This window comes from Massilia sp. GCM10023247 (assembly GCF_042653325.1).
Classification (GTDB): domain Bacteria; phylum Pseudomonadota; class Gammaproteobacteria; order Burkholderiales; family Burkholderiaceae_D; genus Telluria.
Window position 1 is genome coordinate 16,055 of sequence record NZ_JBHSIB010000013.1, and the last position, 23,117, is coordinate 39,171.

General features: G+C 65.5%; 16 protein-coding genes. 10 read left to right on the plus strand and 6 right to left on the minus strand.

The genetic code is table 11. The annotated features are described in order from the left end of the window. Positions 1-118 precede the first annotated feature (118 nt). The 4 genes from ACFPAH_RS13675 to uraH all read right to left on the minus strand — a co-directional run bounded on the left by ACFPAH_RS13675 (position 119) and on the right by uraH (position 3,083). The gene (locus tag ACFPAH_RS13675; protein ID WP_379746217.1) at positions 119-526 is read right to left on the minus strand and encodes a hypothetical protein; all 408 of its coding nucleotides are present in this window, start codon (positions 524-526) and stop codon (positions 119-121) included. Between the two features lie 10 nt (positions 527-536). Continuing rightward, positions 537-1,790 carry a hypothetical protein gene (locus ACFPAH_RS13680; protein ID WP_379746220.1) on the minus strand — a complete coding sequence of 418 codons (1,254 nt, stop codon included), beginning with the start codon at positions 1,788-1,790 and terminating at the stop codon, positions 537-539. A gap of 294 nt (positions 1,791-2,084) precedes the next feature. Continuing rightward, on the minus strand, positions 2,085-2,642 hold the full coding sequence (locus ACFPAH_RS13685; RefSeq protein WP_379746223.1) for a ClpP family protease: 558 nt from the start codon (positions 2,640-2,642) through the stop codon (positions 2,085-2,087). An 87-nt stretch (positions 2,643-2,729) separates the two neighbouring features. Beyond that, on the minus strand, positions 2,730-3,083 hold the full coding sequence (gene uraH / locus ACFPAH_RS13690) for a hydroxyisourate hydrolase (RefSeq protein ID WP_379746226.1): 354 nt from the start codon (positions 3,081-3,083) through the stop codon (positions 2,730-2,732). Positions 3,084-3,347: 264 nt separating this feature from the next. Between uraH and xdhA the strand changes: the two genes are divergently transcribed. The 10 genes from xdhA (at position 3,348) to ACFPAH_RS13740 (ending at position 20,849) form a co-directional block, all read left to right on the plus strand. Then, entirely contained in the window at positions 3,348-4,826 is a 1,479-nt protein-coding gene (gene xdhA, locus ACFPAH_RS13695) for a xanthine dehydrogenase small subunit (protein WP_379746228.1), read from the plus strand. A 10-nt stretch (positions 4,827-4,836) separates the two neighbouring features. Next, positions 4,837-7,188 carry a xanthine dehydrogenase molybdopterin binding subunit gene (xdhB, locus tag ACFPAH_RS13700; RefSeq protein ID WP_379746231.1) on the plus strand — a complete coding sequence of 784 codons (2,352 nt, stop codon included), beginning with the start codon at positions 4,837-4,839 and terminating at the stop codon, positions 7,186-7,188. Continuing rightward, positions 7,188-8,285 (plus strand): xanthine dehydrogenase accessory protein XdhC, encoded by a 1,098-nt coding sequence (xdhC, locus tag ACFPAH_RS13705; protein WP_379746234.1) that lies wholly within the window; start codon positions 7,188-7,190, stop codon positions 8,283-8,285. Before xdhB ends, xdhC begins: the two co-directional genes overlap by 1 nt. Next, positions 8,285-9,604 carry a guanine deaminase gene (gene guaD / locus ACFPAH_RS13710; RefSeq protein WP_379746237.1) on the plus strand — a complete coding sequence of 440 codons (1,320 nt, stop codon included), beginning with the start codon at positions 8,285-8,287 and terminating at the stop codon, positions 9,602-9,604. The genes xdhC and guaD overlap by 1 nt, the downstream gene beginning before the upstream one ends. Before the next feature lie 203 nt (positions 9,605-9,807). Further along, positions 9,808-11,316 carry an adenosine deaminase gene (locus ACFPAH_RS13715; protein WP_379746240.1) on the plus strand — a complete coding sequence of 503 codons (1,509 nt, stop codon included), beginning with the start codon at positions 9,808-9,810 and terminating at the stop codon, positions 11,314-11,316. A gap of 571 nt (positions 11,317-11,887) precedes the next feature. Beyond that, positions 11,888-15,280, plus strand: a complete 3,393-nt coding sequence (locus tag ACFPAH_RS13720; RefSeq protein ID WP_379746243.1) for a TonB-dependent receptor — start codon at positions 11,888-11,890, stop codon at positions 15,278-15,280. A gap of 172 nt (positions 15,281-15,452) precedes the next feature. Next, positions 15,453-17,171 (plus strand): bifunctional metallophosphatase/5'-nucleotidase, encoded by a 1,719-nt coding sequence (locus tag ACFPAH_RS13725; RefSeq protein WP_379746246.1) that lies wholly within the window; start codon positions 15,453-15,455, stop codon positions 17,169-17,171. Between the two features lie 46 nt (positions 17,172-17,217). Further along, entirely contained in the window at positions 17,218-18,285 is a 1,068-nt protein-coding gene (locus ACFPAH_RS13730; RefSeq protein WP_379746249.1) for a S1/P1 nuclease, read from the plus strand. A gap of 210 nt (positions 18,286-18,495) precedes the next feature. Beyond that, positions 18,496-19,341, plus strand: coding sequence for a MipA/OmpV family protein (locus ACFPAH_RS13735; protein WP_379746252.1), 846 nt, complete (start codon positions 18,496-18,498; stop codon positions 19,339-19,341). A gap of 128 nt (positions 19,342-19,469) precedes the next feature. Beyond that, on the plus strand, positions 19,470-20,849 hold the full coding sequence (locus ACFPAH_RS13740) for a hypothetical protein (protein WP_379746255.1): 1,380 nt from the start codon (positions 19,470-19,472) through the stop codon (positions 20,847-20,849). A gap of 213 nt (positions 20,850-21,062) precedes the next feature. On the opposite strand, the gene ACFPAH_RS13745 is transcribed toward ACFPAH_RS13740, so the two are convergent. After that, positions 21,063-22,028: an ABC transporter permease gene (locus ACFPAH_RS13745; RefSeq protein ID WP_379746258.1), complete on the minus strand. Its 966-nt coding sequence runs from the start codon at positions 22,026-22,028 to the stop codon at positions 21,063-21,065. 3 nt (positions 22,029-22,031) lie between these two features. Beyond that, positions 22,032-23,117 (minus strand): ABC transporter permease, encoded by a 1,086-nt coding sequence (locus ACFPAH_RS13750; RefSeq protein WP_379746261.1) that lies wholly within the window; start codon positions 23,115-23,117, stop codon positions 22,032-22,034.

Below are 23,117 nucleotides of genomic sequence, written 5' to 3' on the forward strand. Positions count from 1 at the left end.
GTGTCTCTCATTTTCGGCTCGGTCTTGCATTGTTTTGAAGGCGGCACAGCTTTCATGAATACGCCCTGCCGACATGAAGCGGGCAGGGCGGACTTTGACCACTGTGTTGCAGTCTTGCTTACGGCGCGGTGTAGACGACCTTGACGCTGGCGTCGACTGCGCTCTTCTCGATGTAGCCGATCGCCTTCGGATTGGCGGCGACGGCAGCCTTGACTGCCGCGCTGTTGGCGACTTCTTTCGGCATGGTGGCCTTGCCGGTGAAGACCAGCTTCGACCACAGGGCTTTGGCTTGCGACGCGTCCTTGTCGGTCACCTTCTTGTAGAACTCGCCACGGACGGGTGCGTCCTCGGGCTGGTCGATCGGGGTCATCGCGCTCGATTTGCCGAGGAAGAACTGGGCGACCTGGTCTTTCGACAAGGCCGCTTCCGCGGCCTTCGGGTTCACGATCACGACCACTTCCGCCAGTGCCGGCGCCGATGCCGCGAGAACGGCAGCGGCCAGGGCCGCTTTCAACAGTTTGTTCATGACGTGTTCCTTAGAAGACGAAGTCGAGGGCGACGGCGCCGACCGTGACATCCTTGTGGAAGCCCGGAGCAGCGTTGAGCAGCAGGCCGCTGCCGGCTTCCGGCTTGACGCGGTCGACCTGCGCCTTCAGTGCAACCGAACGGTAGAGGTCCCAGCGCACGCCAATCGAGGTCGTGCTCTGCTCGCCCTGGCCGGTGCCGGTGTAGGGCAGGCGCGCCGCGCCGGCGCGCAACGCGGCCATGGTCGGGGTGCAGGCGCCCGGGTAGCCGGCCGGGCAGGCAGCCGGCACGGCATTGGCCGGGAAGCCATCGATCGAGAGCTTGCTGTGGATGATGTAGGGCAGGACCTTGCCGAAGCGGTAACCGCCCATCAGGTACCAGGACGTGGTGTCGTTGACGTAGGTATCGGTCTTGCGCTTGGCAAATTCGGACTGGACGATGACATTGTTCCAGTCCATGCCCAGGCCGAGCGAAGTGAAGGAGGCGTCTTTCTCGGTCGCGTCGAGCTGGCCGGCCATGGCATTGAGCTGTGGGAAGCCATAGCCGGTGCCGGCCGCGCGCAAACCGGCGAGCAGCGCGTTCAGGCTTGCCGAACCGCTGATCGACACTTTGGCGTCCACGCGGCTGATGCGGGCGCTGAACGGTCCGTGCTCGGCGTACAGGTTAACGGCAAACATCTCCTTGCCCTTGGCGGTCAGGCCGCCGGCGACCGGGGCTTCGGCACGGCCGACGCCCAGCTGGCCGGTCAGGCTGGTGTCGCCGAAGTTCTGCTGCCAGGTCAGGTCGACGCCGTCCATGCTGTTGAACGGTACTTGCGAATACATCTCGACCGGCGGACGCAGGAAGGTATTGGCATAGCCGACGTTGCGGTAGTCCGAAATCATGAAGGCCGGCAGGCCGATGCGGCCGGCGCGCACGCTGAACTGGTCGTTGATGCGTGCTTTGGCGAATGCCCAGCCCAGCTCCGCGCCGTAGTCGTCTTCGGCATCGCGGCGCACCAGGCCCTGGCCAGTGAAGGAAAGCCAGTCGTTGATGCGCAGGTCGGCTTGCAGGCCGAGGTTCGAGTCGACGCCGGTACGCGGGTTTTTCTTTGCGCCGCTGGCCTGGTTGGGACGGCCGAATTCGGCGTTATTCGTATTGGTCCAGGTAAGGGCAGCGGTGCCGAAGCCGCTGACCTTGACCGAAGGACCTCCCGCATCTTGTGCGAAGGCCGACGAAATTGCCAGTGGCATAGCCAGCAGGGCGAGGATGATATGCTTGTTCATTAGACAACCTGTAACAGCTACTGCGTTTATAAGATGTGCTTCTTCTTTCCGTCTTCAGCACCCAAAATGGGTAGAACTGGCCGGAATGATTGTATCCACGCGGAAACTTAAACCCAAGAAAAAGCACGATCATGCGAAAAAACGACGGTATTTACCGTGATCGCGTTGCAGAAGTGAAACATCGTGTTGTCGGAAGCGAAACGGGGCAGCACCGCAACCGGATGTGCAGCGGGGCGCTACACCTACCGCGTGCAGCAGCGGCCGCGGGCGGGGAGCGCGGTGGGAGCGCGCGGCTCAGTTAAACCAGTGCGTGGCCGCGCCCCGCGCCGGCAAGCGGGCCTGGGCAGCCTCGTGGACGAGGCCGGCGCGGACGGCCTGTTCCGCGGTATAGATGCGGGCATTCCCGAACAGGTGAGGGCGGATGTCGTGGGTTTCGGGCGCGCCGCGGGTGGCTTCCTCGAAGATGCTGGCATAGCGTTCGGCGTCGAAATCGAGGCATTCGCGCCATTCCGAGACACGCGAGTGGTCGGCCGCGACCAGGTTGCCGAAACCCCAGTGCAGCGGGTGGACCAGGAAACGTGCGCCCGGACAGGCAAAGCGTTTTTCTCCGGCCAGGAAGATGACGACGCCGACCGATTCGACGCTGCCGATATTGAAGGTAGTCAGCGGCACCGGCAGCGATTTGAGGAAAAAGTAGAGCGCGAAGCCGGCCGTCATGTTGCCGCCTTCGGTCGACATGTGCAGTTCGATCTCGCTGGCGCCGCTTTGCAGGGCCTGCAGGCACAGGTTGCGCACGTTGCTGGCGGAGTTATGGTTGATCGGACCGATGAAATGAACGATATGCAGGGACATGGGGCGCTTCCTCCTGGCTGCTCAGGATAGCAAGTTCCCGGCGCGGGCAGCGCCCGGCTCGGCTCAGCTTCCCCTTCAGCTACCCCTTCAGCTACCGCGATAGGTCGAGTAGGACCAGGGCGTGACGACCAGCGGTACGTGGTAGTTCTGGCTTGGGTCGGCCACGCCGAACGCGATCGTCACGCGGTCGACGAAGCGCGGTTCCGGCAGCGCCACGCCTTGCGCCGCGAAATAGTCGCCGGCCGCAAACACCAGTTCATAGCACCCTGCGCGCAGGGCCTCGCCTTCGAGCAGGGGCGCAGTGCAGCGCCCGTCCGCATTGGTGAGCGCCTGCGCGAGCAGGGTGCGCTCGCCGTCGTCGACGCCGTACAGCTCGACGGCCACGCCGGCGGCCGGACGGCCGTGCGCGGTGTCGAGCACATGGGTACTGAGCTTGCCCATCGTTTCTCCTGTGTGCGCGGGTTGAAATCCGCTATCCATGGGATGATATACCCTTGCACTTGCGTCAACATATGATGGGCGATATACCCCGCATGCTGGGCCTCGCCATGCAGGGACGGGAACCGGCCTACAATGTCCCGGGCAGGGCACGTCGCCGGGTCCGGTTGATATATCCGTTTGGCAATAAGCAATATCATCGCGTGGATATAGTAAGCCGGTGCCGCCAGCAGGTATCCTGCACGCTGGGTTAAATCCGAGACAAGCATGGCCGAACCGATCCGCTTTTATTTCCGCAACGCCGTTCACGCAGTGACGGACGTGGCGCCGACGCAAACCATCCTGCAGCACCTGCGGGAGGATTTGCGCTGCACCGGCACCAAGGAAGGCTGCGCGGAGGGCGACTGCGGCGCCTGCACGGTGGTCGTCGGTTCGCTCGAGAACGGGGAGCTGGCGCTGAAGGCCGTCAATTCCTGTATCCAGTTCACGCCGACCCTCGACGGCAAGGCCTTGTTCACGGTCGAAGACCTGCAACTGCCCGACGGCCGCCTGCATCCGGTGCAGCAGGCGCTGGTCGAATGCCACGGCTCGCAGTGCGGCTTCTGCACGCCGGGCTTTGCCATGTCGCTGTGGGGCATGTACCTGAAAACGGAAGGGGCAGCCCCCTCGCGCTGCCAGGTCGACGATGCGCTCTCGGGCAACCTGTGCCGCTGCACCGGCTACCGGCCGATCATCGACGCGGCCGCGCGCATGGTCGAATTGCCGCGCGCCGAATTCGACCGCGCCGCCGTCGCCGCTCATCTGCAGGCGCTGCAGCGCGGCGACACGCACACTTATACCCATGAAGGGCGCAGCTTCCACGCGCCGCGCACGATCGATGCACTGGTCGCCCTGCGCGCGGCGCACCCGCAGGCGCTGATCCTGGCCGGCTCGACCGACGTCGGCCTTTGGGTGACCAAGCAGATGCGCGAGCTGAACGACATCCTCTATCTCGGCCACGTGGACGAGCTGAAATCCGTGCGCGAACGCGAGGGCATGCTCGAGATCGGCGCCGGTGTCACCCTGCAGGATGCCTATGCGGCCGTGTGCCGCCACTATCCCGACGAACTCAAGGAGCTGTGGCAGCGTTTCGCCTCGCTGCCGATCCGCAATGCCGGCACCCTGGGCGGGAATGTCGCCAACGGTTCGCCCATCGGCGATTCGATGCCCTGGCTGATCGCGCTCGGCGCGCAGCTGGTGCTGCGCGGGCCGCAAGGCGAGCGCGTGCTGGCGCTCGAGGATTTCTATCTCGGCTACCAGCAGAAGGACATGGCGCCCGACGAATTCGTGCAGGCGCTGCGCGTGCCGCTGCCGCGCCCGAACGTCCGTTTCCGTACCTATAAACTGGCGAAGCGCTTCGACCAGGATATCTCGGCCGTGTGCGCCGCCTTTGCCTTGCGCATCGAGAACGCGAACGGGCAGGAGCGCGTGGCCGAGGCGCGCATCGCCTTCGGCGGCATGGCGGCGACCCCGAAGCGTGCCGCCGCTGCCGAGGCGCTGCTGACCGGGCGCGCCTGGGACGAGGCGGCATTGACGGAGGCCATGGCCGCGCTGGCCCAGGATTACGCGCCGCTGTCGGACATGCGCGCGTCCAGCGGTTACCGCATGAAGACGGCGCAAAACCTGCTGCGCCGCTTCTGGCTCGAGACCCGCAGCGAGAACCCGCTGCCGGTCGCCGCCGTCAACCCATTCGCGGTCCAGGCCTGAGGAGAACCCCATGAACGATCCAGGCGCACCAGCATTCAAGGCCGCGGCGTGGAGCGCGGTCGGCCGCGCCCGGCCGCACGAGTCGGCCACGCTGCACGTGCTCGGCCAGGCCACCTATACCGACGACATCGCGGAAATGGCGGGCACCCTGCACGCGGCGCTCGGCTTGTCCAGCAAGCCGCACGCAAACATCGTCGCGCTCGACCTGGCGCCCGTCGCCGCCGCGCGCGGCGTGGTCTCCGTGTTGACCGTGCGCGACATCCCCGGCACCAACGACTGCGGCCCCATCATCCACGACGACCCGATCCTCGCCGACGGGAAGGTCGAGTATGTCGGCCAGCCGCTGTTCATCGTGGTCGCCGATACCCACGACAACGCCCGCCGCGCCGCGCGCCTGGCGCAAGTGGAATACGAAGAGCTGCCGGCCATCCTCACGCCGCAGGAGGCGCACGCCGCGCAGTCCTATGTCGTGCCGCCGATGCGCCTCGCGCGCGGGGACGCCGAAACCGCCTTCGCCAACGCTCCGCATAAAGTGGCGGGCAAGCTGTTCGTCGGCGGCCAGGAACAGTTTTACCTGGAAGGGCAGATCGCCTACGCGATTCCCGGCGAAGATAACGGCATGCTGGTGCAGTGCTCGACCCAGCACCCGAGCGAGATGCAGCACGTGGTGGCGCATGCGCTCGGCCTGCACTCGCACCACGTCGTGGTCGAGTGCCGGCGCATGGGCGGCGGCTTCGGCGGCAAGGAATCGCAATCGGCCCTGTGGGCCGCCGCCGCCGCGATTGCCGCCGCAAAGTTGAAACGCCCCGTGAAACTGCGCGCCGACCGCGACGACGACATGCTGGTGACCGGCAAGCGCCACTGTTTTTATTACGAGTACGAAGTCGGCTACGACGAGACCGGCCGCGTCCTGGCCGCGAAAGTCGACATGGTCTCGCGTGCCGGCTATTCGGCCGACCTCTCCGGCCCGGTCGCCACGCGCGCCGTCTGCCACTACGACAACGCCTATTATTTGTCGGACGTCGACATCCGTGCCGCCTGCGGCAAGACCAATACCCAGTCGAATACCGCCTTCCGCGGCTTCGGCGGCCCGCAGGGCGCGATCGCGATGGAATACGTGCTCGACGAAATCGCGCGCAATCTCGGCGTCGATGCGCTCGACGTCCGCAGGCGCAATTTCTACGGCAAGGAGGAGCGCAACGTCACGCCCTACGGCCAGGCCGTGGTCGACAACGTGATCCACGAACTGGTGGCCGAGCTGGAAGAAACCAGTGAGTACCGTGCCCGGCGCGCGGCGGTCGAAGCCTTCAACCGCAGCAGCCCGGTGCTGAAAAAAGGGCTGGCGCTGACGCCCGTAAAATTCGGGATCGCCTTCAACGTCACCCACCTGAACCAGGCCGGCGCGCTGGTGCACGTGTATGTCGACGGCTCGGTGATGGTGAACCACGGCGGCACCGAAATGGGGCAGGGCATCAACACCAAGGTGATGCAGGTCGTCGCGCACGAACTGGGCATCGACATGGATCGCGTGCGCGCCACCGCCACCAACACCAGCAAGGTCGCGAATACCTCGGCCACCGCCGCCTCCACCGGGGCCGACCTGAACGGCAAGGCGGCGCAGGACGCCGCGCGCCAGATCCGCGAGCGCCTCGCCGTGTTTGCCGCGGGCGAGTACGGCGGCGAGGCGGACGGGGTGCGCTTCGCGGCCGACACGGTGTTCGTCAACGGCATGGAGGTGCCGTTCCCGCACCTGGTACAAAAGGCCTACCTGGCGCGCGTGCAGCTCTGGTCCGACGGCTTTTATGCCACCCCCGGCCTGTCCTGGGATGCGAAGACCATGAACGGCCGCCCGTTTTCCTATTTCGCCTATGGCGCGGCGGTGTCCGAGGTCGTGGTCGACACGCTCACCGGCGAGTGGAAGCTGCTGCGCGCCGACGTTTTGTACGACGCCGGCAATTCGCTGAACCCGGCAATCGACATCGGCCAGGTCGAAGGCGCCTTCATCCAGGGCATGGGCTGGCTCACCACCGAGGAACTGTGGTGGAACCCGGGCGGTAAGCTCATGACGCATGCGCCCTCGACTTATAAGATCCCGGGCGTGTCCGACTGCCCGCGCACCTTCAACGTGCGCCTGTTCGAGAACCGCAACGTCGAGGACAGCATCCACCGCTCGAAGGCGGTCGGCGAGCCTCCGCTGCTGCTGCCGTTCTCGGTGTTCTTCGCGATCCGCGATGCGGTCTCCAGCGTCGGCGGGCACAAGGTCAACCCGCCCCTGAACGCGCCGGCGACGAGCGAGGAGATCCTCGACGCGATCGCCGCCGTCGAGGCCGCAGTTGCACCCGCAGCCGCACCCCAAGCGTGATGGACGACTGGCTCAGCGCTGCGCTGCGTGCGCCGGCCGTGCTGGTGACGGTCGCCATTGCCCAGGGTTCGGTGCCGCGCGAACCCGGGGCGAAGATGCTCGTCATGGCGGACGGCTTCGCCGGCACCATCGGCGGCGGGCACCTCGAGCACCGCGCGCTGGAGATGGCGCGCGCGATGCTGGCGCAAGGTGGCGAAACCAGGCTCGAGCGTTTTGCGCTGGGGCCGAGCCTCGGGCAATGCTGCGGCGGGGTGGCCTGGCTGGTGTTCGACCCGGTCAGCCGCGACCAAATGGCATTGCTCGATGCGCGCCGCCATGTCGATACCATCAGGGTCGTAGGGTGGACGGGTTCCCCGTCCACGCGTTCGGAGCACGGTGGCGATCCGGAGCGTTCGGCAGCACCAGCGCCGCCTGAACGCGTGGACGGCGCAGCCGTCCACCCTACGGGTACGCCATCATGGGCGCTGCTCGACGGCGCCGGGCAGCCGCTCGCCGGCGACGCCGTCCCGGCCTTCGACCGTACCGCTGGCACCCACGTGTTCACCGACGCCGCCGGCCGCAGCTGGCTGGTCGACCCCATCCTGGCCCCGCGCGCCCATTTGATGCTGTTCGGCGCGGGTCACGTCGGCGCCGCCATCGTGCGCGCGCTGGCCGAGCTGCCGTGCCGGGTCACCTGGGTCGACGAGCGCGAGGACATGTTTCCAGACGTGGTGCCGGCGAATGTCGCCGTCGAGGCCACCGACACGCCCGAGGCGCTGGTGCAGGCTGCCGCGCCCGGAACGACCTTCCTCGTCATGACCCACAGCCATGCACTTGACCTGCGGCTGTCGATCGCGATACTGTCACGGCCCGGCCGGGATTGGTTCGGCCTGATCGGATCAAGCACCAAGCGCCGCCAGTTCGAGCACCGCCTGCGCGAGCGCGGCATCGACGCGGCCCGGATCGAGGCCATGGTGTGCCCGATCGGCCTGCCCGGCATTGCCGGCAAGGCCCCGGCCGTGATTGCCGCCTCCGTCGCGGCACAACTGCTGACCGTCTGGGAGGCGTTTGAAACCGGCGCGCCCAGCCTTCCCCAAGTTTCTTCGGAACCCAACTGATGTCCACCGCACCACAGACCGTGCAAGCCTACCGTGCGAGCTTGCTGCATTTTCACGCCGACCCGGCCTTTGCCGAGGACGCCCATTCCTGGTTCGAGGACGGCCTGCTCGTCGTCGAGAACGGCCGCGTCCAGGCGGCCGGCGACTACGCCCGGCTCGCCGCCACGCTGCCGGCCGGCCTCGAACCGGTCGACTACCGCGGCCAGATCATCACGCCCGGCTTCATCGACACCCACCTGCATTATCCGCAGACGGACATGATCGCCTCCCCGAGCCCGGGCCTCTTGCCCTGGCTCGAGACCTACACCTTTCCGACCGAGCGCCAGTTCGGCGACCCGGCCCACGCGCGCGCGACCGCCGAGTTCTTCCTCGACGAGCTGGCCCGCTGCGGCACCACCACCGCGGTGGTCTACTGCACCGTGCACCGCGAATCCGTGGACGCCTTTTTCGAGGCGAGCGAAGCGCGCAACCTGCGCATGGTGGCCGGCAAGGTGCTGATGGACCGCAACTGCCCGGACTTCCTGCGCGACGTCGACGGCCAGCTCGGCGAGAGCGAAGCGCTGATCGGCAAGTGGCATGGGCACGCGCGCTCGCTGTACGCGATCACCCCGCGTTTTGCGCCGACCTCGAGCGCGGCGCAACTGGCGGCGATTGCCGAACTGGCCAAGGCCCATCCGGATGTCTTCATCCAGACCCACGTCTCGGAAAACAAGGACGAGTGCGACTGGGTACGCACGCTGTATCCGGACGCGCGCAGCTACCTGGGCGTCTACGACGGTTACGGCCTGATGCGCCCGCGCGCGTTGTTCGGCCACTGCATCTGGCTCGACGACGAGGACTTCGCGCGCATGGCCGCCACCGGCTCGGCGGTGGCGAGCTGCCCGACCTCCAACATGTTCCTCGGCAGCGGCCTGTTCGACTTCGAGAAGGCCGACGGCGCGGGCGTGGCCGTGACGCTCGGCACCGATGTCGGCGCCGGCACCTCGTTCTCGATGCTGCAGACGATGAACGAAGCCTACAAGGCGGCGCGCCTGAAAGGCAGCTACCTGCCGGCGCTGCGCATGTTCTATCTCGCCACCCTGGGCGCGGCGCGCGCAATGGACCTGGAAGGCACGATCGGCAGTTTCGCCGTCGGCGCCGAGGCCGACTTCATCGTGCTCGACCCGAAGGCGACACCCCTGCTGGCGCGCAGGAGCAGCCATTGCCATTCGCTGGAAGAGCAGCTGTTCGCGCTGGCGCTGCTGGGGGACGACCGGGCGGTGCGGGCGACCTATGCGGCAGGCGCCAAGGTGCACGAGCGGAGCGGGGCTGTTGCCTGACCCGTTATCGGTGCCTCCGGTCCGCGTGGGCAGTCGTGCCCACGCCGATCCAAGGTACCAATAACGGATCAGGCAATAGCCTCACGTCCGTCCGCCTCCCCGCATTGCCAACCTTGAACGAACCCGTTAGAGTTGCGCGGTCGCGCCCACAGCCGAGCTTGCCTGTGCCCGCGGCGTCGTCAACCCAATACGAAAGACCCGTCATGCAGAACACATTCGGCACCAGCCTGCTGATCGCCCTGGCTTTGTCGGCCGCGCCGGCGCTGGCAAAGGAACCGTCCAGCGCAGCGCGCCTGGCCAACGAGGCGGCCACCGCCCGCCATTACGCCACCCTGATCGCAGGCAGCGAGCCGAAGATGGCCGAGCTGACCATGTTCTTCACCCAGATGCCCAAGGGCGGCGACCTGCACCACCATTATTCGGGCTCGATCTATGTCGAGCAGTACCTCGAATTCCTCGACAGGCAGGGCCTGTGCGTGAACAAGCAGAGCTACCGCATCGAGACCGACAAGGCCGCCATCGCCGCCGAGCGCGCGAAACCGGCCAAGGAGCGCAACTGCCTCTCGAGCGCGGAAGTCTATGCCGACGACCACACCTGGCGCGAGCTGCTGCAGCGCTGGTCGAACAAGGATTTCAATAACCACGGTGCGATCCAGCCGCCGCCGGATCGTCTGTTCTTCCAGACCTTCGGCTATTTCGGCCCGGTCTCGAACGCGAACTTCGCGGAAGGCCTGCAGGAACTGAAAAAGCGCGCGATCGCCGAAAATGTGAGCTACATCGAGACCATGTTCAAGATGTCGCCTTTCGTCACCAATCCGGAATTCGACGCGCGCGCCTGGCAACTGGCCGGCGACGACGCGGGCTTGCAGGTGGAAATGCGCAAGGCGATGGAGGCGCTCGACCGCGATCCGGCCTTTGCCAAGTCGATCGCCGACTTCGTCGCCAAGATCGAAGACGCGGCCCAGGGCATCGACGACGAGCGCTTCACGATGCGCTACCAGACCTATGTGCTGCGCCTGCTCAATCCGTCGCAGGTGTTTTCCTCGATGCTGGCCGCTTTCAAGTCGGCCTCCACGGGCGGCAAGGTGGTCGGCGTCAACATCGTCGGCCAGGAAAGCACCCACGTGTCGATGCGCGACTATGCACTGCACATGAAGATGTTCGGCTTCCTGAAGTCGGTGTATCCGAACGTGAAGGTCGCCATGCACGCGGGCGAGCTGGCGATCGGCGACGTGCCGCCGGAAGGCTTGAAGTTCCACATCGACCAGGCCCTGAACGTGGCACGCGCCGACCGCATCGGCCATGGCATCGACCTGGCGCACGAGTCGAACGCGATCCAGATCATGCACAAGATGCGCGCCAACGACATCCCGGTCGAGATCAACCTGACCTCGAACGCTTTCATCAGCGGCATCGAAGGCGCCAACCATCCGGTCACGCTGTACCGCAAGTATGGCGTGCCTTACGTGATCTCGACCGACGACGCCGGCGTCACCCGCCATACGCTGTCGCAGGAATACGTGCTCTTCGCCAGCCGCTACAAGCCGAACTATGCGGAGATGAAAAAGACCTCGTACAACAGCGTGCGCTATGCCTTCCTGCCGCCACCCGAGAAGCTGCGCCTGACGCGCCAGCTCGACGCGCGCTTTGCCGCATTCGAAGCCGACATGGCGAAACTGGCGAAAGCTGCGGCGTCCTCGCCACGTAAATGAAAGCTGTGGCGTACCCGCCACGAAGATCACCCCGTTAGCATGAAGCACCCACGGCAGCCCAAGGCTGCCGTTTTTTTTTGCTGCACCATGCAGTGCATCATTATTGAACAGACGAAAGTTAGCTCGCAGCTAACATTTGTGGTGGAGCCACCACAAATTTCCGCCCCTGCCGGGGTGAACACTGAATTTATTTATCAAAATATTTCAGCAAAGAATGCACCCCTTATAATCCCGCCTTGTGATTTTGCTGGGGGAAACCCCCGCGCGGCGCGTCAAATGCCCGTTTTTGGGACGATTCAGAGGACAGGCCTCTGAATGGCGAATAAAAAACGTATTTGTCTCGGCTGTGACGCTCATGCATATTTGGCGGCGTTGCTCAATATGCTTGAAGTTTTTTCAAGGGGCGAGAGCGTAACGAGGATGAAACATTTCCTTCATACAATCGTCCCGGTCCACGGAAGGCCGGCTGTACGCCGCTGCGGTTGGCGGCAATTAAGGTTGCAGTACTTGTAAAGAGGGGCGCCTTTCGGGGCGCCCAAATAACTATTAAGTCTAATTTGGGGTTTTAACAATGATCACTCAACAACAGATCCGGCTGACCAAGCTGGCGCTGGCTTTGTCGATTGCGTTGTCGGCGGCGCCGACCTTCGCACAGAACACCACCTCGGCCATCAGCGGTCGCGTCGCCGGTCCGGATGGCAAGCCAGTGGCAGGTGCACAGGTCCAGATTCGCCACGCCGAGTCGGGTTCTGTCAGCACGGTCACGACCGATGCCGAAGGCCGTTACGTCGCGCGCGGTCTGCGCGTCGGTGGTCCATACACGATCACCATGACCAAGGATGGCGCTGTTGAGAAGGTCGACAACGTGTTCACGCAACTGGCCGAAACGGCTGCCGTGGACGCGACCCTGGGCCAGCAGATGCAGGTCGTGAAGGTGACCGGCCAAGCCGTTTCCAACAAATTCAACAGCACGAACATGGGTTCGGGTACGAGCATCGGCCGCGCCGACATCGTAGCCCAAGCTTCGATCAACCGCAGCCTGGCGGACTACGCGCGTAACGATCCACGCCTGTCGCAGACCGACAAGGAGCGTGGCGAGATCTCGGCCGGCGGCCAGAACTCGCGCTTCAACTCGATCACCATCGACGGCGTGTCGATCAGCGACACCTTCGGCCTGGAAGCGAATGGCCTGCCGACCAACAAGCAGCCGATTTCGATCGATTCGATCCAGTCGGTTCAGGTCAACATCTCGAACTACGACGTCACCCAGAAGGGCTACACGGGCGCGAACATCAACGCCATTACCAAGTCGGGCACCAACACCTGGCACGGCAGCGTCTATCAGGTTTACCGCGACGACAGCATGGTCGGCAAGCGCTACAACGCAACCGACGATACCTACTTCGATGCGCCTGAGTTCAAGGAACGCACCACCGGTTTCACCGTCGGCGGCCCGCTGATCCAAGACAAGCTGTTCATCTTCGCCAGCGCTGAAAATTCGAGCAGCACCAAGGCATCGCCGGAATTCGGCATCCTGGGCAGCAACCTGACCAACGTCGGTATCACCGAGTCGGCGATTTCGGGCCTGCAGGATGCGGCCAAGCGCACCTATGGCATCGACGTGGGCAGCGGCGAGACCCCGACCGGTCTCGAGCAGAAGGTCGAAGACCGCCTGGTGAAAGTCGACTGGAACATCAACGACAACCACCGCGCAAGCTTCCGCTGGCAGAAGACCGAGCAGAACGAGCCGGCATTTGCGGGCTATTCCGCATCGGGCATCGCGCTCTCGTCTTACCTGTGGAACGAGAAGAAAACCATCGAGTCGAGCGTCGCCCAGGTGTTCAGCGACTGGTCCCCGACCTTCTCGACCGAGTTCAAGCTGTCGCGCCGCGATTCCGGCAAGACGCACGACAATAACTCGCGCCTGCCGGCCATGGCCCTGCAGTTCGGCGGTGCACTGCCAGCCGGCACCCCGTCGTCGGTCCGTACCGGCAACCGCTTCATTAACTTCGGTACCGAACAGAGCCGCCAGTTCAACGAACTCGACACGACGACCTGGGACAGCTACGCCGGTGCCACCTGGCTGAACGGCGACCACGAAATCAAGGGCGGCGTCGATTACAGCCGCAACGAGATCTTCAACGCGTTCTTGCAGAACGTGAACGGCAACTACACGTTCCGCTGCGACAACACCACCGGCCTGACCTCGCAGCAAGTCGAGCAGTGCGTCCTGAACAACTTCGTCGCAGGCCGTCCAAGCTCGTACACTGCCCAGCTGGCTTCGCCTGGCTATACGCTGACGGACGCTGCTGCAAAGTGGACCCTGGCCAATACCGGCCTGTTCCTGCAGGACACCTGGAACGTCAACGATCAGTTGAAGCTGACCTACGGCGTGCGCTATGACCGTGCTTCGACCAACGATCGTCCGCTGCGTAACGCCGCAGTGGCCGGCGCCCGTGTCGCCGGTTCGTTCAACGCCGCTACCGGCGCCCTGGTGCGCGACACGGGCGGCTTCGGCGTCGACAACACCGTCACTATCGACGGCGACGACCTGATCCAGCCACGCGTCGGCTTCAACTACCGCCTCGACACCAAGCGCGCGACCCAGATCCGCGGCGGCGTCGGCCTGTTCGGCGGCGCAGCCCTGAACGTCTGGCTCGGCAATCCGTTCGCCAACGCCGGCATCGCAACCTATACGGTCGGTTGCGGCACCGGTAACTTCGGCGCCTGCCCAACTACCGGTCCTAGTATCTTCAGCGCCAATCCGGATGCCCAGCGCGCCCTGCCTGGTGTTTCGCCAGCAGCCAACGTCGACGTCCTGGCACGCGGCATCAGCCAGCCGTCGGTGTGGAAGGCCAACATCGCCGTCGAGCACGAACTGCCATGGTATGGCATGGTCGTGAGCCTGGAATACCTGCGCACCGACGTCAACAAGGGCGTGTACTTCCGCCAGCTGAACCTTGGCGGCGCAACCCGCACCGGTCCTGACGGCCGTCCGCTGTACTGGACCGCACCTGGCTACAACGCAGCCTGCGCCACCGGTACCGGCAGCATCACCTTCAGCACCAGCGGCGCCTGCACCGGCTTCCGCGCTCGTGCCCTGTCGAACGCTTCCTTCGCCAACGTGATCGAAGTGGCTGAAACCAAGAAGGGTGACGGCAACGTCGCTACCATCCAGCTGAGCAACAGCCGTTCGCGCGGCCTGCGCTGGAATGCGGCTTACACCTATACCGACGCGACTGAAGTGAGCAACCTGAGCTCGTCGACTTCGGGTTCGAACTTCGGCGCCCGTGCAAGTTTCGATCCGAACGAAGACGTGGCAGCGAACTCGGCTTACCTGGTGCGCGACCGTGTCAATGCGTCGATCAGCTGGGAAAAGGCCTTCTTCGGCACCTACAAGACGACCTTCGGCGCATTCTACGAAGGCCGTACTGGCAAGCCGTACAGCTGGACCTACAACAACGACATGAACGGTGACTCCGTCACCTCGAACGACCTGATGTACATTCCGACCGCTTTCGGTTCGGGCGAGGTCGTGTTCCGTGGCGATACCGGTACCAACCGTGCTAACGAGCAGAAGTTCTGGGACATCGTGAATGCGAACAAGGAACTGCGTAACTCGGCAGGCAAGGTGATCAGCCGTAACAACTCGTTCGCACCGTGGACGAATAGCATCGACATGCGTATCACCCAGGAAGTGCCGGGCCTGTTCGCCGGCCACAAGGGCGCGCTGGCGATCGACTTCATGAACGTCGGTAACATGCTGAACAAGCGTTGGGGCCGTATCAACGAAGTCGGCTTCGCGAGCCAGGGCGGTAACTCGCGCAGCTTCGTGGACTACGCTGGTATGCAAGACGGCAAGTACGTCTACCAAGTGCGTGATCAGGTCGAAGACTACGTGACCAAGCAGTCCCGCGGCGAATCGCAGTGGGCAGTCCAGGTGACCGCACGTTACGAATTCTGATTCGTTTCGACAGCGTTTGACCTGAAAACGGCCGGTGGCGACACCGGCCGTTTTTTATTCTTTAAGTGAGGGCAGGGCGCGGCCGCAAAGATGGCCGTGAACTAGCCTACGTGCAATAATTCCGCCTGCCCATGCGGCGCGTTCCGTATTCTTGATCAGTAAAAGGTAAGTCATGACCGTTTCTCCGCGCCTGCGCGCCCGTTTGTCGATCCTGGCGCTCGCGCTTGCCGTTGCCGGTTGCGCCACCGCGCCGCGCGGTCCGGCCGCTCGTGGCCCGGTCACGCTCAACCTGGTCGCCATCAACGACTTCCACGGCAACCTCGAGCCGAGCAAATACACGTATACGAGTGCCGCGACCGGCAAGACCGAGACCCTGCGCGCCGGCGGCATCGAGGCCATCAGCGGCGCGCTGGCGGCGTGGCGTAAAGAGGACGAAAACCTGCTGTTCATCGGCGCCGGTGACCTGATCGGCGCCAGCCCGGCGCTGTCGTCGATGTGGGCCGACGAGCCGAGCATCGAGGCGATGAACCTGATCGGCCTGCGCCTGTCCTCGGTCGGCAACCACGAGTTCGATGCCGGCCGCAAGGAACTGCTGCGCCAGCAGGCCGGCGGCTGCGATTCGCCGCGTCCGGCCAAGGCCTGCAAGCTGATGCCGGGCTATGCCGGCGCGCGCTTTACCTATCTCGCCGCGAACGTGCTCGACAGCGCGACCGGCAAGCCCTTCATGCCGGCCTACCGCATCGAGGACGTCAAGGGCGTCAAAGTCGGCGTGGTCGGGGCCGTGCTGCAGGGCACGGCCTCGGTCGCGGTGGCCTCGGCGATTGCCGGGTTGTCCTTCATCGACGAGGCCGAGGCCATCAACCGCGAACTGCCGCGCATGCGCGCCGACGGCGCCAAGGTCTTCGTGGCCCTGATCCACGAAGGCGGCAAGACCGACGAGGCGCCCGACCAGCCCGCCTGCAGCAACCTGAAGGGCGGCATCGTCGACATCGTGAAAAAGCTCGACCCGGCGATCCGCCTGGTCATTACCGGCCACTCGCACCAGGGTTACCTGTGCAATGTGGATGGGCGCGTCGTGACCCAGGCCGATGCCGCCGGCCACCTGCTCTCGCGCATCGCCATGACCGTCGATGCCGGCAGCGGCGCCGTCTCCGACATCCAGGTGCGCAACGTGGTGATGAACCCGGAACAGTTCCCGGCCGACCCGAAAGTCTCGGCCTTCCTGTCCGGCGTCAAGGAGAAGAGCCGCGCACTGCTGGCCCGTCCGATCGGCAAGCTCGGCGCGCCGCTGGTGGCACGCAAGGCCAACGAGGCCGGCGAATCGCCGCTCGGCAACCTGATCGCCGACGCCGTGCTGGACGCGACCCGGGTGCACGGCGCCCAGATCGGTTTCATGAACAACGGCGGCATCCGCAAGGACCTGGAAACGGCCGATGCGGCGCTGACGACCCACTTCGGCCATGCCCAGGCAGTGCTGCCTTTCGGGAACTGGCTGATCGTGATGGATTTGACCGGCGCCCAGCTCAAGCGCCTGCTCGAGCAGCAATGGCAGCGCCCGAGCGCGTCAGGCGCCACCATCCTGCAAGTGTCGCAAGGCCTCACCTATACCTGGGACGAGAAGCGCCCGGTCGGCAGCCGCATCGTGCCGGGCAGCCTGAAGTTCGAGGGCGCACCGGTCGAGGACGGCAAGACCTACCGCGTCGTGGCCAACAACTTCCTGGCTGAAGGCGGCGACAACTTCCCGGAATTTGCCAAGGGCACGAACCGCGTGGACACCCAGGTCGTCGACCTCGACGCGCTGAGCCAATTCATTGCAAAGCATCCCGGTAGCGGTGGCACCGGTACCGGGTTTGCTCCTCCTACCATGCGCATCAACAAGGCGCGCCCGTAATACACCGCAGTACCTTCGCTGTACTGTATCAACACCGGAGAATTTCATGAAAAAACTGGCTTGTGTCCTGGCGCTGACGAGCGCTTTCGTTTCGATGGATGCGCTCGCGTGGGGCAATGACGGCCACCGCGCCGTCGGCGCCATCGCCGACAAACTGCTTAAGGGCAGCATTGCCGAGAAGCGCATCGCCGAGCTTTTGCTGCCGGGCGAAACGCTCGAGTCGATCGCCAACTGGGCCGACTGCGTGAAGGGCACCTATTGCGGCCCGCAAAAGCCGGAAATGGTCGACTACGTGAACGCCAATCCGAAGCACGGCAGTTACCACTACACCGACGTGCCCTTCCAGCTCGAGCGCTACCACGACCACGGCGTCGGCACCTTCGACGAAGACATCGTGCAGACGCTCAAGCAGGCGATTGCCGTGTTGCAGGGCAAGACCGACCCGGCCCTGAATCCGCACAAGTTCACCAAGCGCCAGGCGCTGCTGCTGCTGGTGCACATGACCGGCGACATCCACCAGCCGCTGCACGTGGGCGCGGCCTTTGTCAGCAAGGACGGCAAGTTCGTGGTGCCGAAGACCCATGCGGAAGTCGACGAGGCGGCGATCTTCGATTCGCGCGGCGGCAACAACCTGCTGCTGGACGACCAGAAGCTGAGCGAGCTGAGCGCAAAGCTGATCCCGCCGGGCGAGCCGAAGCCGGTCCGGGAAGGGGTGCCGCAGGCGCTGACCAAGCCTTTCCACTCCTACTGGGACAGCACGACGGTGGACTACGCGTTCCGCCGCCTCGTCACCAAGACCCCGGAGCAGTTTGCCCAGAAGGCTATCGATAACCAGGCCACCGAGAAAAAGTATGCCATCAAGGCCAACAGCGGCGAGCCGATGACCTGGCCCTACCAGTGGGCCGACGACGCCCTCGTCGTCTCCAAGCTGGCCTACAAGGATGTGGTCCCGGGCAAGCTGGTGCCACAGACCAGCAAGAAGGGCGAGACCTACTACACCTTCACGCTCGAAGTGCCGGCCAACTACCCGGTGCCGAGCTCGGAAATTGCCAAGGAACAGCTGGTCAAGGGCGGCTACAAGCTGGCCGAAATCCTGAAGGCGATCTACGGCTGATCGCGCGCGGGCAGGGCGTGCGCGTCCGGCCCGGACCGGCTGTCGTTCGCACGCAAGAAGACGCCGCAGCGGCTCGCTGCGGCGTTTTTTTTCGCCGCCTGTCGCCAGCGGGGAACGGGAATGCAATTTTCATACTGAACATGCGGCTGGGCCGGCTCGCCGCGGCTAGAATACGCCTTCCGGCGCACCGCGCCTTCACCTGGTCACCGCATGAATCACCTTTTGCTTTCCTGCACGGCGCTTGCCTGCCTCCTTGCGGCCCCGGCGCTTGCCGCGCCTCCCGTCGAGCCCGCCGGGCCGCCGGCCCAGCCGCTGTGGGAGATCGGCCTGGCCGGCGGCGTGGTCAGCACGCCATCCTATCCGGGTGCCGAGGACCGCGAAACCCGTGGCCTGGCGTTGCCGACCCTCATCTACCGCGGCAAGATCTTCCGTGCGGACCAGTCGGGGATCGGGGCGCGCCTGTTCCAGAGCGATGTCGCCGAGCTCGACGTCGGGCTGGCGGCCTCGCTGCCGGCCCGTTCGGACGACGTGGCGGCCCGGGCCGGCATGCCCGACCTGGGCGGCCTCGCCGAATTCGGGCCACGCCTGCGGGTGCGGCTGGCCCAGCTCGACGAGCGTAGCGCGCTGCGCGCCGATTTCCCGCTGCGCGCCGTCATCGAAGTGCGCGGCGGCCTGCGCCACCAGGGTTACACCTTCGAGCCGCGCCTGGCCTACGACCAGCGCAGCCGCGACGGCAAGTGGCGCTTCGAGGCCCATGTCGCCGCGGTCGTGGGCGACGGCAAGATCAACCGCTACTTCTACGAAGTGCGCCCCGAGTACGCCACCAGCACGCGGCCTGCCTATGCGGCCGATTCCGGCCTGATCCTGGCCCGGGTCGGCGTGTTCGCGGCGCGCTCCATCAACCGCGACCTGCGCGCGTACGGCTTCCTGCGTGCCGAGAACTACGGCGTCGGCAAGAACGACAGCAGTCCCCTGCACCGGCGCGACAATGGCGTCTCGGCGGGGCTGGGCCTGTCCTGGACCTGGAAGCGTTCGCTGGCGATGGCGAACGACTGAGCGGCCGGGCGCCTGGGCGAGCGCCCAGGCTGATCGTTTCTTAATCACAATCTGTTGTCCATGCACAAGGGGAGGGCGCCGGCAGCGCGGAAGAATGGGCAGTTCGCATTCCACCGGAGGAAACGACCATGCCCTTCCGCTGCTTCTGCCGCAACTTCGGCCGCTGCTTTTGTCTGTTCCTTGCCGCCACCCTGTGCGGCCCGGGCGCCGCCGCGCCGCCCGACCCCTATCAACACCATGATGGCCGGGTGCCAAGCGGGTATGCGGGACCCTTGTTCAAGCTCAGCCACGACTACCCGAGCCGCTTGCCGGCGCCGCCCATGCCCTGGCGCGACGCCATCAAGCAGCTTCCGCTCGGCACCGGGAATGCCGCCGCCTATACCGAGGCGCTGAAGGCAAGCGTGGCCCAGGACATGGCGGCCCTGCTGGCGGCCGACGGCCGCTGGGATGCGGGGGCGCGCGGCTGGTACAACGACCCCTGGCTGGGGTCGCAGCGCGAAGCGCTGCACGGCATGCTGGTCGGGATCGAACGGGTCGACCCCGCGCTGTTCCCGAAGAGCGGCCTGCGCAAGCCGTTTACGACCTATGTCGTCACCTATTACGACCGGACCGCAGCCCAGACCATCGGCCGCATCTGGGCCGGCAATCCGCACGCGCCGCAACTGGCCGGCGGCGCGACCCAGTACGCGGAAGGCTCGCTGACGGTCAAGCTCGCCTTCACCACGGCCGGCCCGGCCGAGTGGCCGGCGATGCGCGGCGCGCTGTCCTGGCCGATCGCGATGACGGCCAACGCCACCACCGGCCACTTCGACCGGCCGACCCTCGCCAGGGGCTACCTGATGCAGGTCGATATCGCCGTCAAGGACACGCGGTCGAGCCCGCAGACGGGCTGGGTCTTCACCACCTTCGTGTACGACAGGGACGCGCGGCCCGCGGGCGGCGCCATCTGGGACCGGATGGTGCCGCTGGGGGCGCAGTGGGGCAACGATCCGGCGGCCGACAGCGCGCGCGACCCTGCTGCGCCCTTGCGCGAAACCTGGATCAACCCGCAAGCCCCGCTGTACGCGCGCGAAACCCTGGGCTGGGGCGGGCGCCTGTCGGGACCGAACGACCATGGCGTCAACGACATTTCGGTGGCGGGGCGGGGCACCCGCGTCCTCGTCCGCAACGCGCGCAACTCTTCCTGCCTGAGCTGCCACGGCAGCTCGCAGTGGAACCCGTCCAATCCGGACAAGGGGATGGCCTCCTTCATGATGCCGCTCGCCGCGCCTGCGCCCGGCGCGGCGCCGAACGCCGGCGCGCCCTACCTGAATTCGCCCGTGCCGGGTTCGGCCGAATGGCTGCGCTGGTTCCAGAACCGGCCGGGGAACGTGCCGATGGATGCCGGCAGCATCGCCGGCGACTACGACCTGGCACTGACTTTCCGGGTGCTGCCGGCCTGGCATGCGGCGACGACGGGGCAGGCGCATACCCTGCAAAAACTCGATGCAGGCGGCGCGCAGCGGTAGGGTGGCCGGCTATACCGTGGTGGCCGAATCGACGCTGCTTTGACGCCGCCCACGCGTTCAACCGGTGGACGCATTGACGCGTAGTTTCGGGAGCCGGTTGAACGCGTGGGCGGCGCAAGGGCCGCGTGGGTGCGTGTTCTCGGGTATAGCCGTCCACCCTACGCCAAACAAAAAGGCGGCCTACAGGCCGCCTTCGATTGCATCGAGCGCCGCTCAGCGCGATTTCACGAACGGCTTGCCGATCGCCTTCGGCGCCACCGACTTGGCCATCAGGCCGGCCAGCACGATCACGGTCACGACGTAGGGGATCATCTGGATCAGCGAACCCGGGATGCGGCCCACGACCGGCAGATCCACGCCTTCGATCTGGATCTGCACGGCCGAGAAGAAGCCGAACATCAGGCAGCCGAGCACGGTCTGCAGCGGGCGCCAGTTGCCGAACACGAGGGCGGTCAGGGCCAGGTAGCCGGCGCCGGCCGACATGTCGCGCAGGAAGAAGCCGCTCTGGACGATCGACAGGTAGGCGCCCGAGAACGAGCACAGCACGCCGGCGACAAGCATTGCCGTGTAGCGGGTCTTTTCGACCGAGACGCCGGCCGCATCGGCTGCGTGCGGGTTTTCGCCGCAGGCGCGCAGGCGCAGGCCGAAACGGCTGTGGTAGACCACCCAGTGCACGAGCGGCAGCAGCAGGAAGGCCAGGTAGACCAGCGGCGAATGACCGCCGATCAGGCTGTTCCAGACCCAGCCCAGCACCGGCACGTCGGCCACCGCCGCCGCGCCCGGCAGCACGATGTTCGACAGGCGCGCCGCGCCCAGGTCCGGCGTGCGGCCGCCCTGCTGGAAGATGTATTGGGCGACCACGAAGGTCAGGCCGCTCATGGCGATGTTGATCGCGATGCCGGCCACCAGCTGGTTGCCCTTCTGGGTGATCGACACGAAAGCCTGCACCATGGCCAGCAGCACGGAGACCGCGATGCCGGCCGCGATGCCGGCCCAGGGATTTTGCGTCGTGTAGCCGACGGCGGCCGAGACGAAGGCCGAGGCGAGGATCTTGCCCTCGAGGCCAATGTCGACCACGCCGCTGCGTTCGGCGAACAGGCCTGCCAGCGCCGCGAACATCAGGACCGGCGCATTGCGGATCGTCGAGACGACGATATTGGCGATATCAAAGCCTTCCATGGATTATCCCTTGCGTGTTGCGTTGATCAGTTTCAGGAGCGCGGGTGCGTAGAGGTTTTCCATCGCGCCGCAGAACAGGATGATCAGTCCCTGGATGAAGACGAAGGTCTCGACCGGGATGTTCGGTTTTTCCAGCGACAGGTCGAAACCGCCCTGGATCAGGGCGCCGAACAGCACCGAGGACAGGAAGATGCCGACCGGGTGCTGGCGGCCCATCAGGGCGATGGCGATGCCCACGAAGCCGGCGCCGGCCGGGAAGTTCAGGCTCAGGTAGTGGGTCGAACCCATGATCGAGTTGACCGAGGCCAGTCCCGCCAGGGCGCCCGAGATCAGCATCGCGACGATGATCATGCGGCTGATGCGCACGCCGGCGTAATGGGCCGCATGCTGGTTCAGGCCGGTGGCGCGCAGCTGGTAGCCCCAGGTCGAGCGCGAGACCATGACGCCGTAGATGACGAGGGCGGCGATCGCGATCGGGAAGCCGATGTTCAAAGGCGTGTCGCCGAAGAAGGGGAACCAGGTGTTCAGGGTCGGCAGCGCGGCCGATTCGGCGAACACGCGGCTGGCCGGATTCTGCTCGCCTTCGGGGATCAGGTACTTCACGATGATGAAGTTCATCAGGCTGGCGGCGATGAAGTTGAACATGATGGTCGTGACCACCACGTGGCTGCCGCGCTTGGCCTGCAGGTAGCCGGGCAGGAAGGCCCACAGGGCGCCGAACACGGCGCTGCCGAGCATGGCCAGCGGGATCAACAGCCAGGGCGACAGGGTCGCGTCGAAGGACAGCACGGCCAGGGTCAGGCCGAGGCCGCCGAAATACATCTGGCCTTCGGCGCCGATGTTGAACAGGCCCGCCTTCATGGCGATCGACACGGCGAGACCGGTGAAGATGAAGGTGCTGGCGTAGAACAGGGTGTAGGCCAGGCCCTCCGGATTGACGATGGCCGAGTCGATCAGGATGCGCATCGATTCGACCGGGCTTTCGCCCAGCAGGTGGATCACCAGCGCGGCCACCAGCAGCGCCGAGAGCAGGTTCAGGAGCGGCAGGGCGATGCCCGTCGCCCAGCGTGGGAGTTCGGTTGTTTTCAT

Bases quoted from the DNA above. Each gene is read 5' to 3' on its own strand.
- ACFPAH_RS13725 (WP_379746246.1), top strand. From the start codon at position 15,453: ATGACCGTTTCTCCGCGCCTGCGCGCCCGTTTGTCGATCCTGGCGCTC.
- ACFPAH_RS13715 (WP_379746240.1), top strand. From the start codon at position 9,808: ATGCAGAACACATTCGGCACCAGCCTGCTGATCGCCCTGGCTTTGTCG.
- ACFPAH_RS13740 (WP_379746255.1), top strand. From the start codon at position 19,470: ATGCCCTTCCGCTGCTTCTGCCGCAACTTCGGCCGCTGCTTTTGTCTG.
- guaD (WP_379746237.1), top strand. From the start codon at position 8,285: ATGTCCACCGCACCACAGACCGTGCAAGCCTACCGTGCGAGCTTGCTG.
- ACFPAH_RS13750 (WP_379746261.1), bottom strand. From the start codon at position 23,117: ATGAAAACAACCGAACTCCCACGCTGGGCGACGGGCATCGCCCTGCCG.
- ACFPAH_RS13680 (WP_379746220.1), bottom strand. From the start codon at position 1,790: ATGAACAAGCATATCATCCTCGCCCTGCTGGCTATGCCACTGGCAATT.
- ACFPAH_RS13745 (WP_379746258.1), bottom strand. From the start codon at position 22,028: ATGGAAGGCTTTGATATCGCCAATATCGTCGTCTCGACGATCCGCAAT.
- xdhB (WP_379746231.1), top strand. From the start codon at position 4,837: ATGAACGATCCAGGCGCACCAGCATTCAAGGCCGCGGCGTGGAGCGCG.
- xdhA (WP_379746228.1), top strand. From the start codon at position 3,348: ATGGCCGAACCGATCCGCTTTTATTTCCGCAACGCCGTTCACGCAGTG.
- ACFPAH_RS13720 (WP_379746243.1), top strand. From the start codon at position 11,888: ATGATCACTCAACAACAGATCCGGCTGACCAAGCTGGCGCTGGCTTTG.
- xdhC (WP_379746234.1), top strand. From the start codon at position 7,188: ATGGACGACTGGCTCAGCGCTGCGCTGCGTGCGCCGGCCGTGCTGGTG.
- uraH (WP_379746226.1), bottom strand. From the start codon at position 3,083: ATGGGCAAGCTCAGTACCCATGTGCTCGACACCGCGCACGGCCGTCCG.
- ACFPAH_RS13735 (WP_379746252.1), top strand. From the start codon at position 18,496: ATGAATCACCTTTTGCTTTCCTGCACGGCGCTTGCCTGCCTCCTTGCG.
- ACFPAH_RS13685 (WP_379746223.1), bottom strand. From the start codon at position 2,642: ATGTCCCTGCATATCGTTCATTTCATCGGTCCGATCAACCATAACTCC.
- ACFPAH_RS13675 (WP_379746217.1), bottom strand. From the start codon at position 526: ATGAACAAACTGTTGAAAGCGGCCCTGGCCGCTGCCGTTCTCGCGGCA.
- ACFPAH_RS13730 (WP_379746249.1), top strand. From the start codon at position 17,218: ATGAAAAAACTGGCTTGTGTCCTGGCGCTGACGAGCGCTTTCGTTTCG.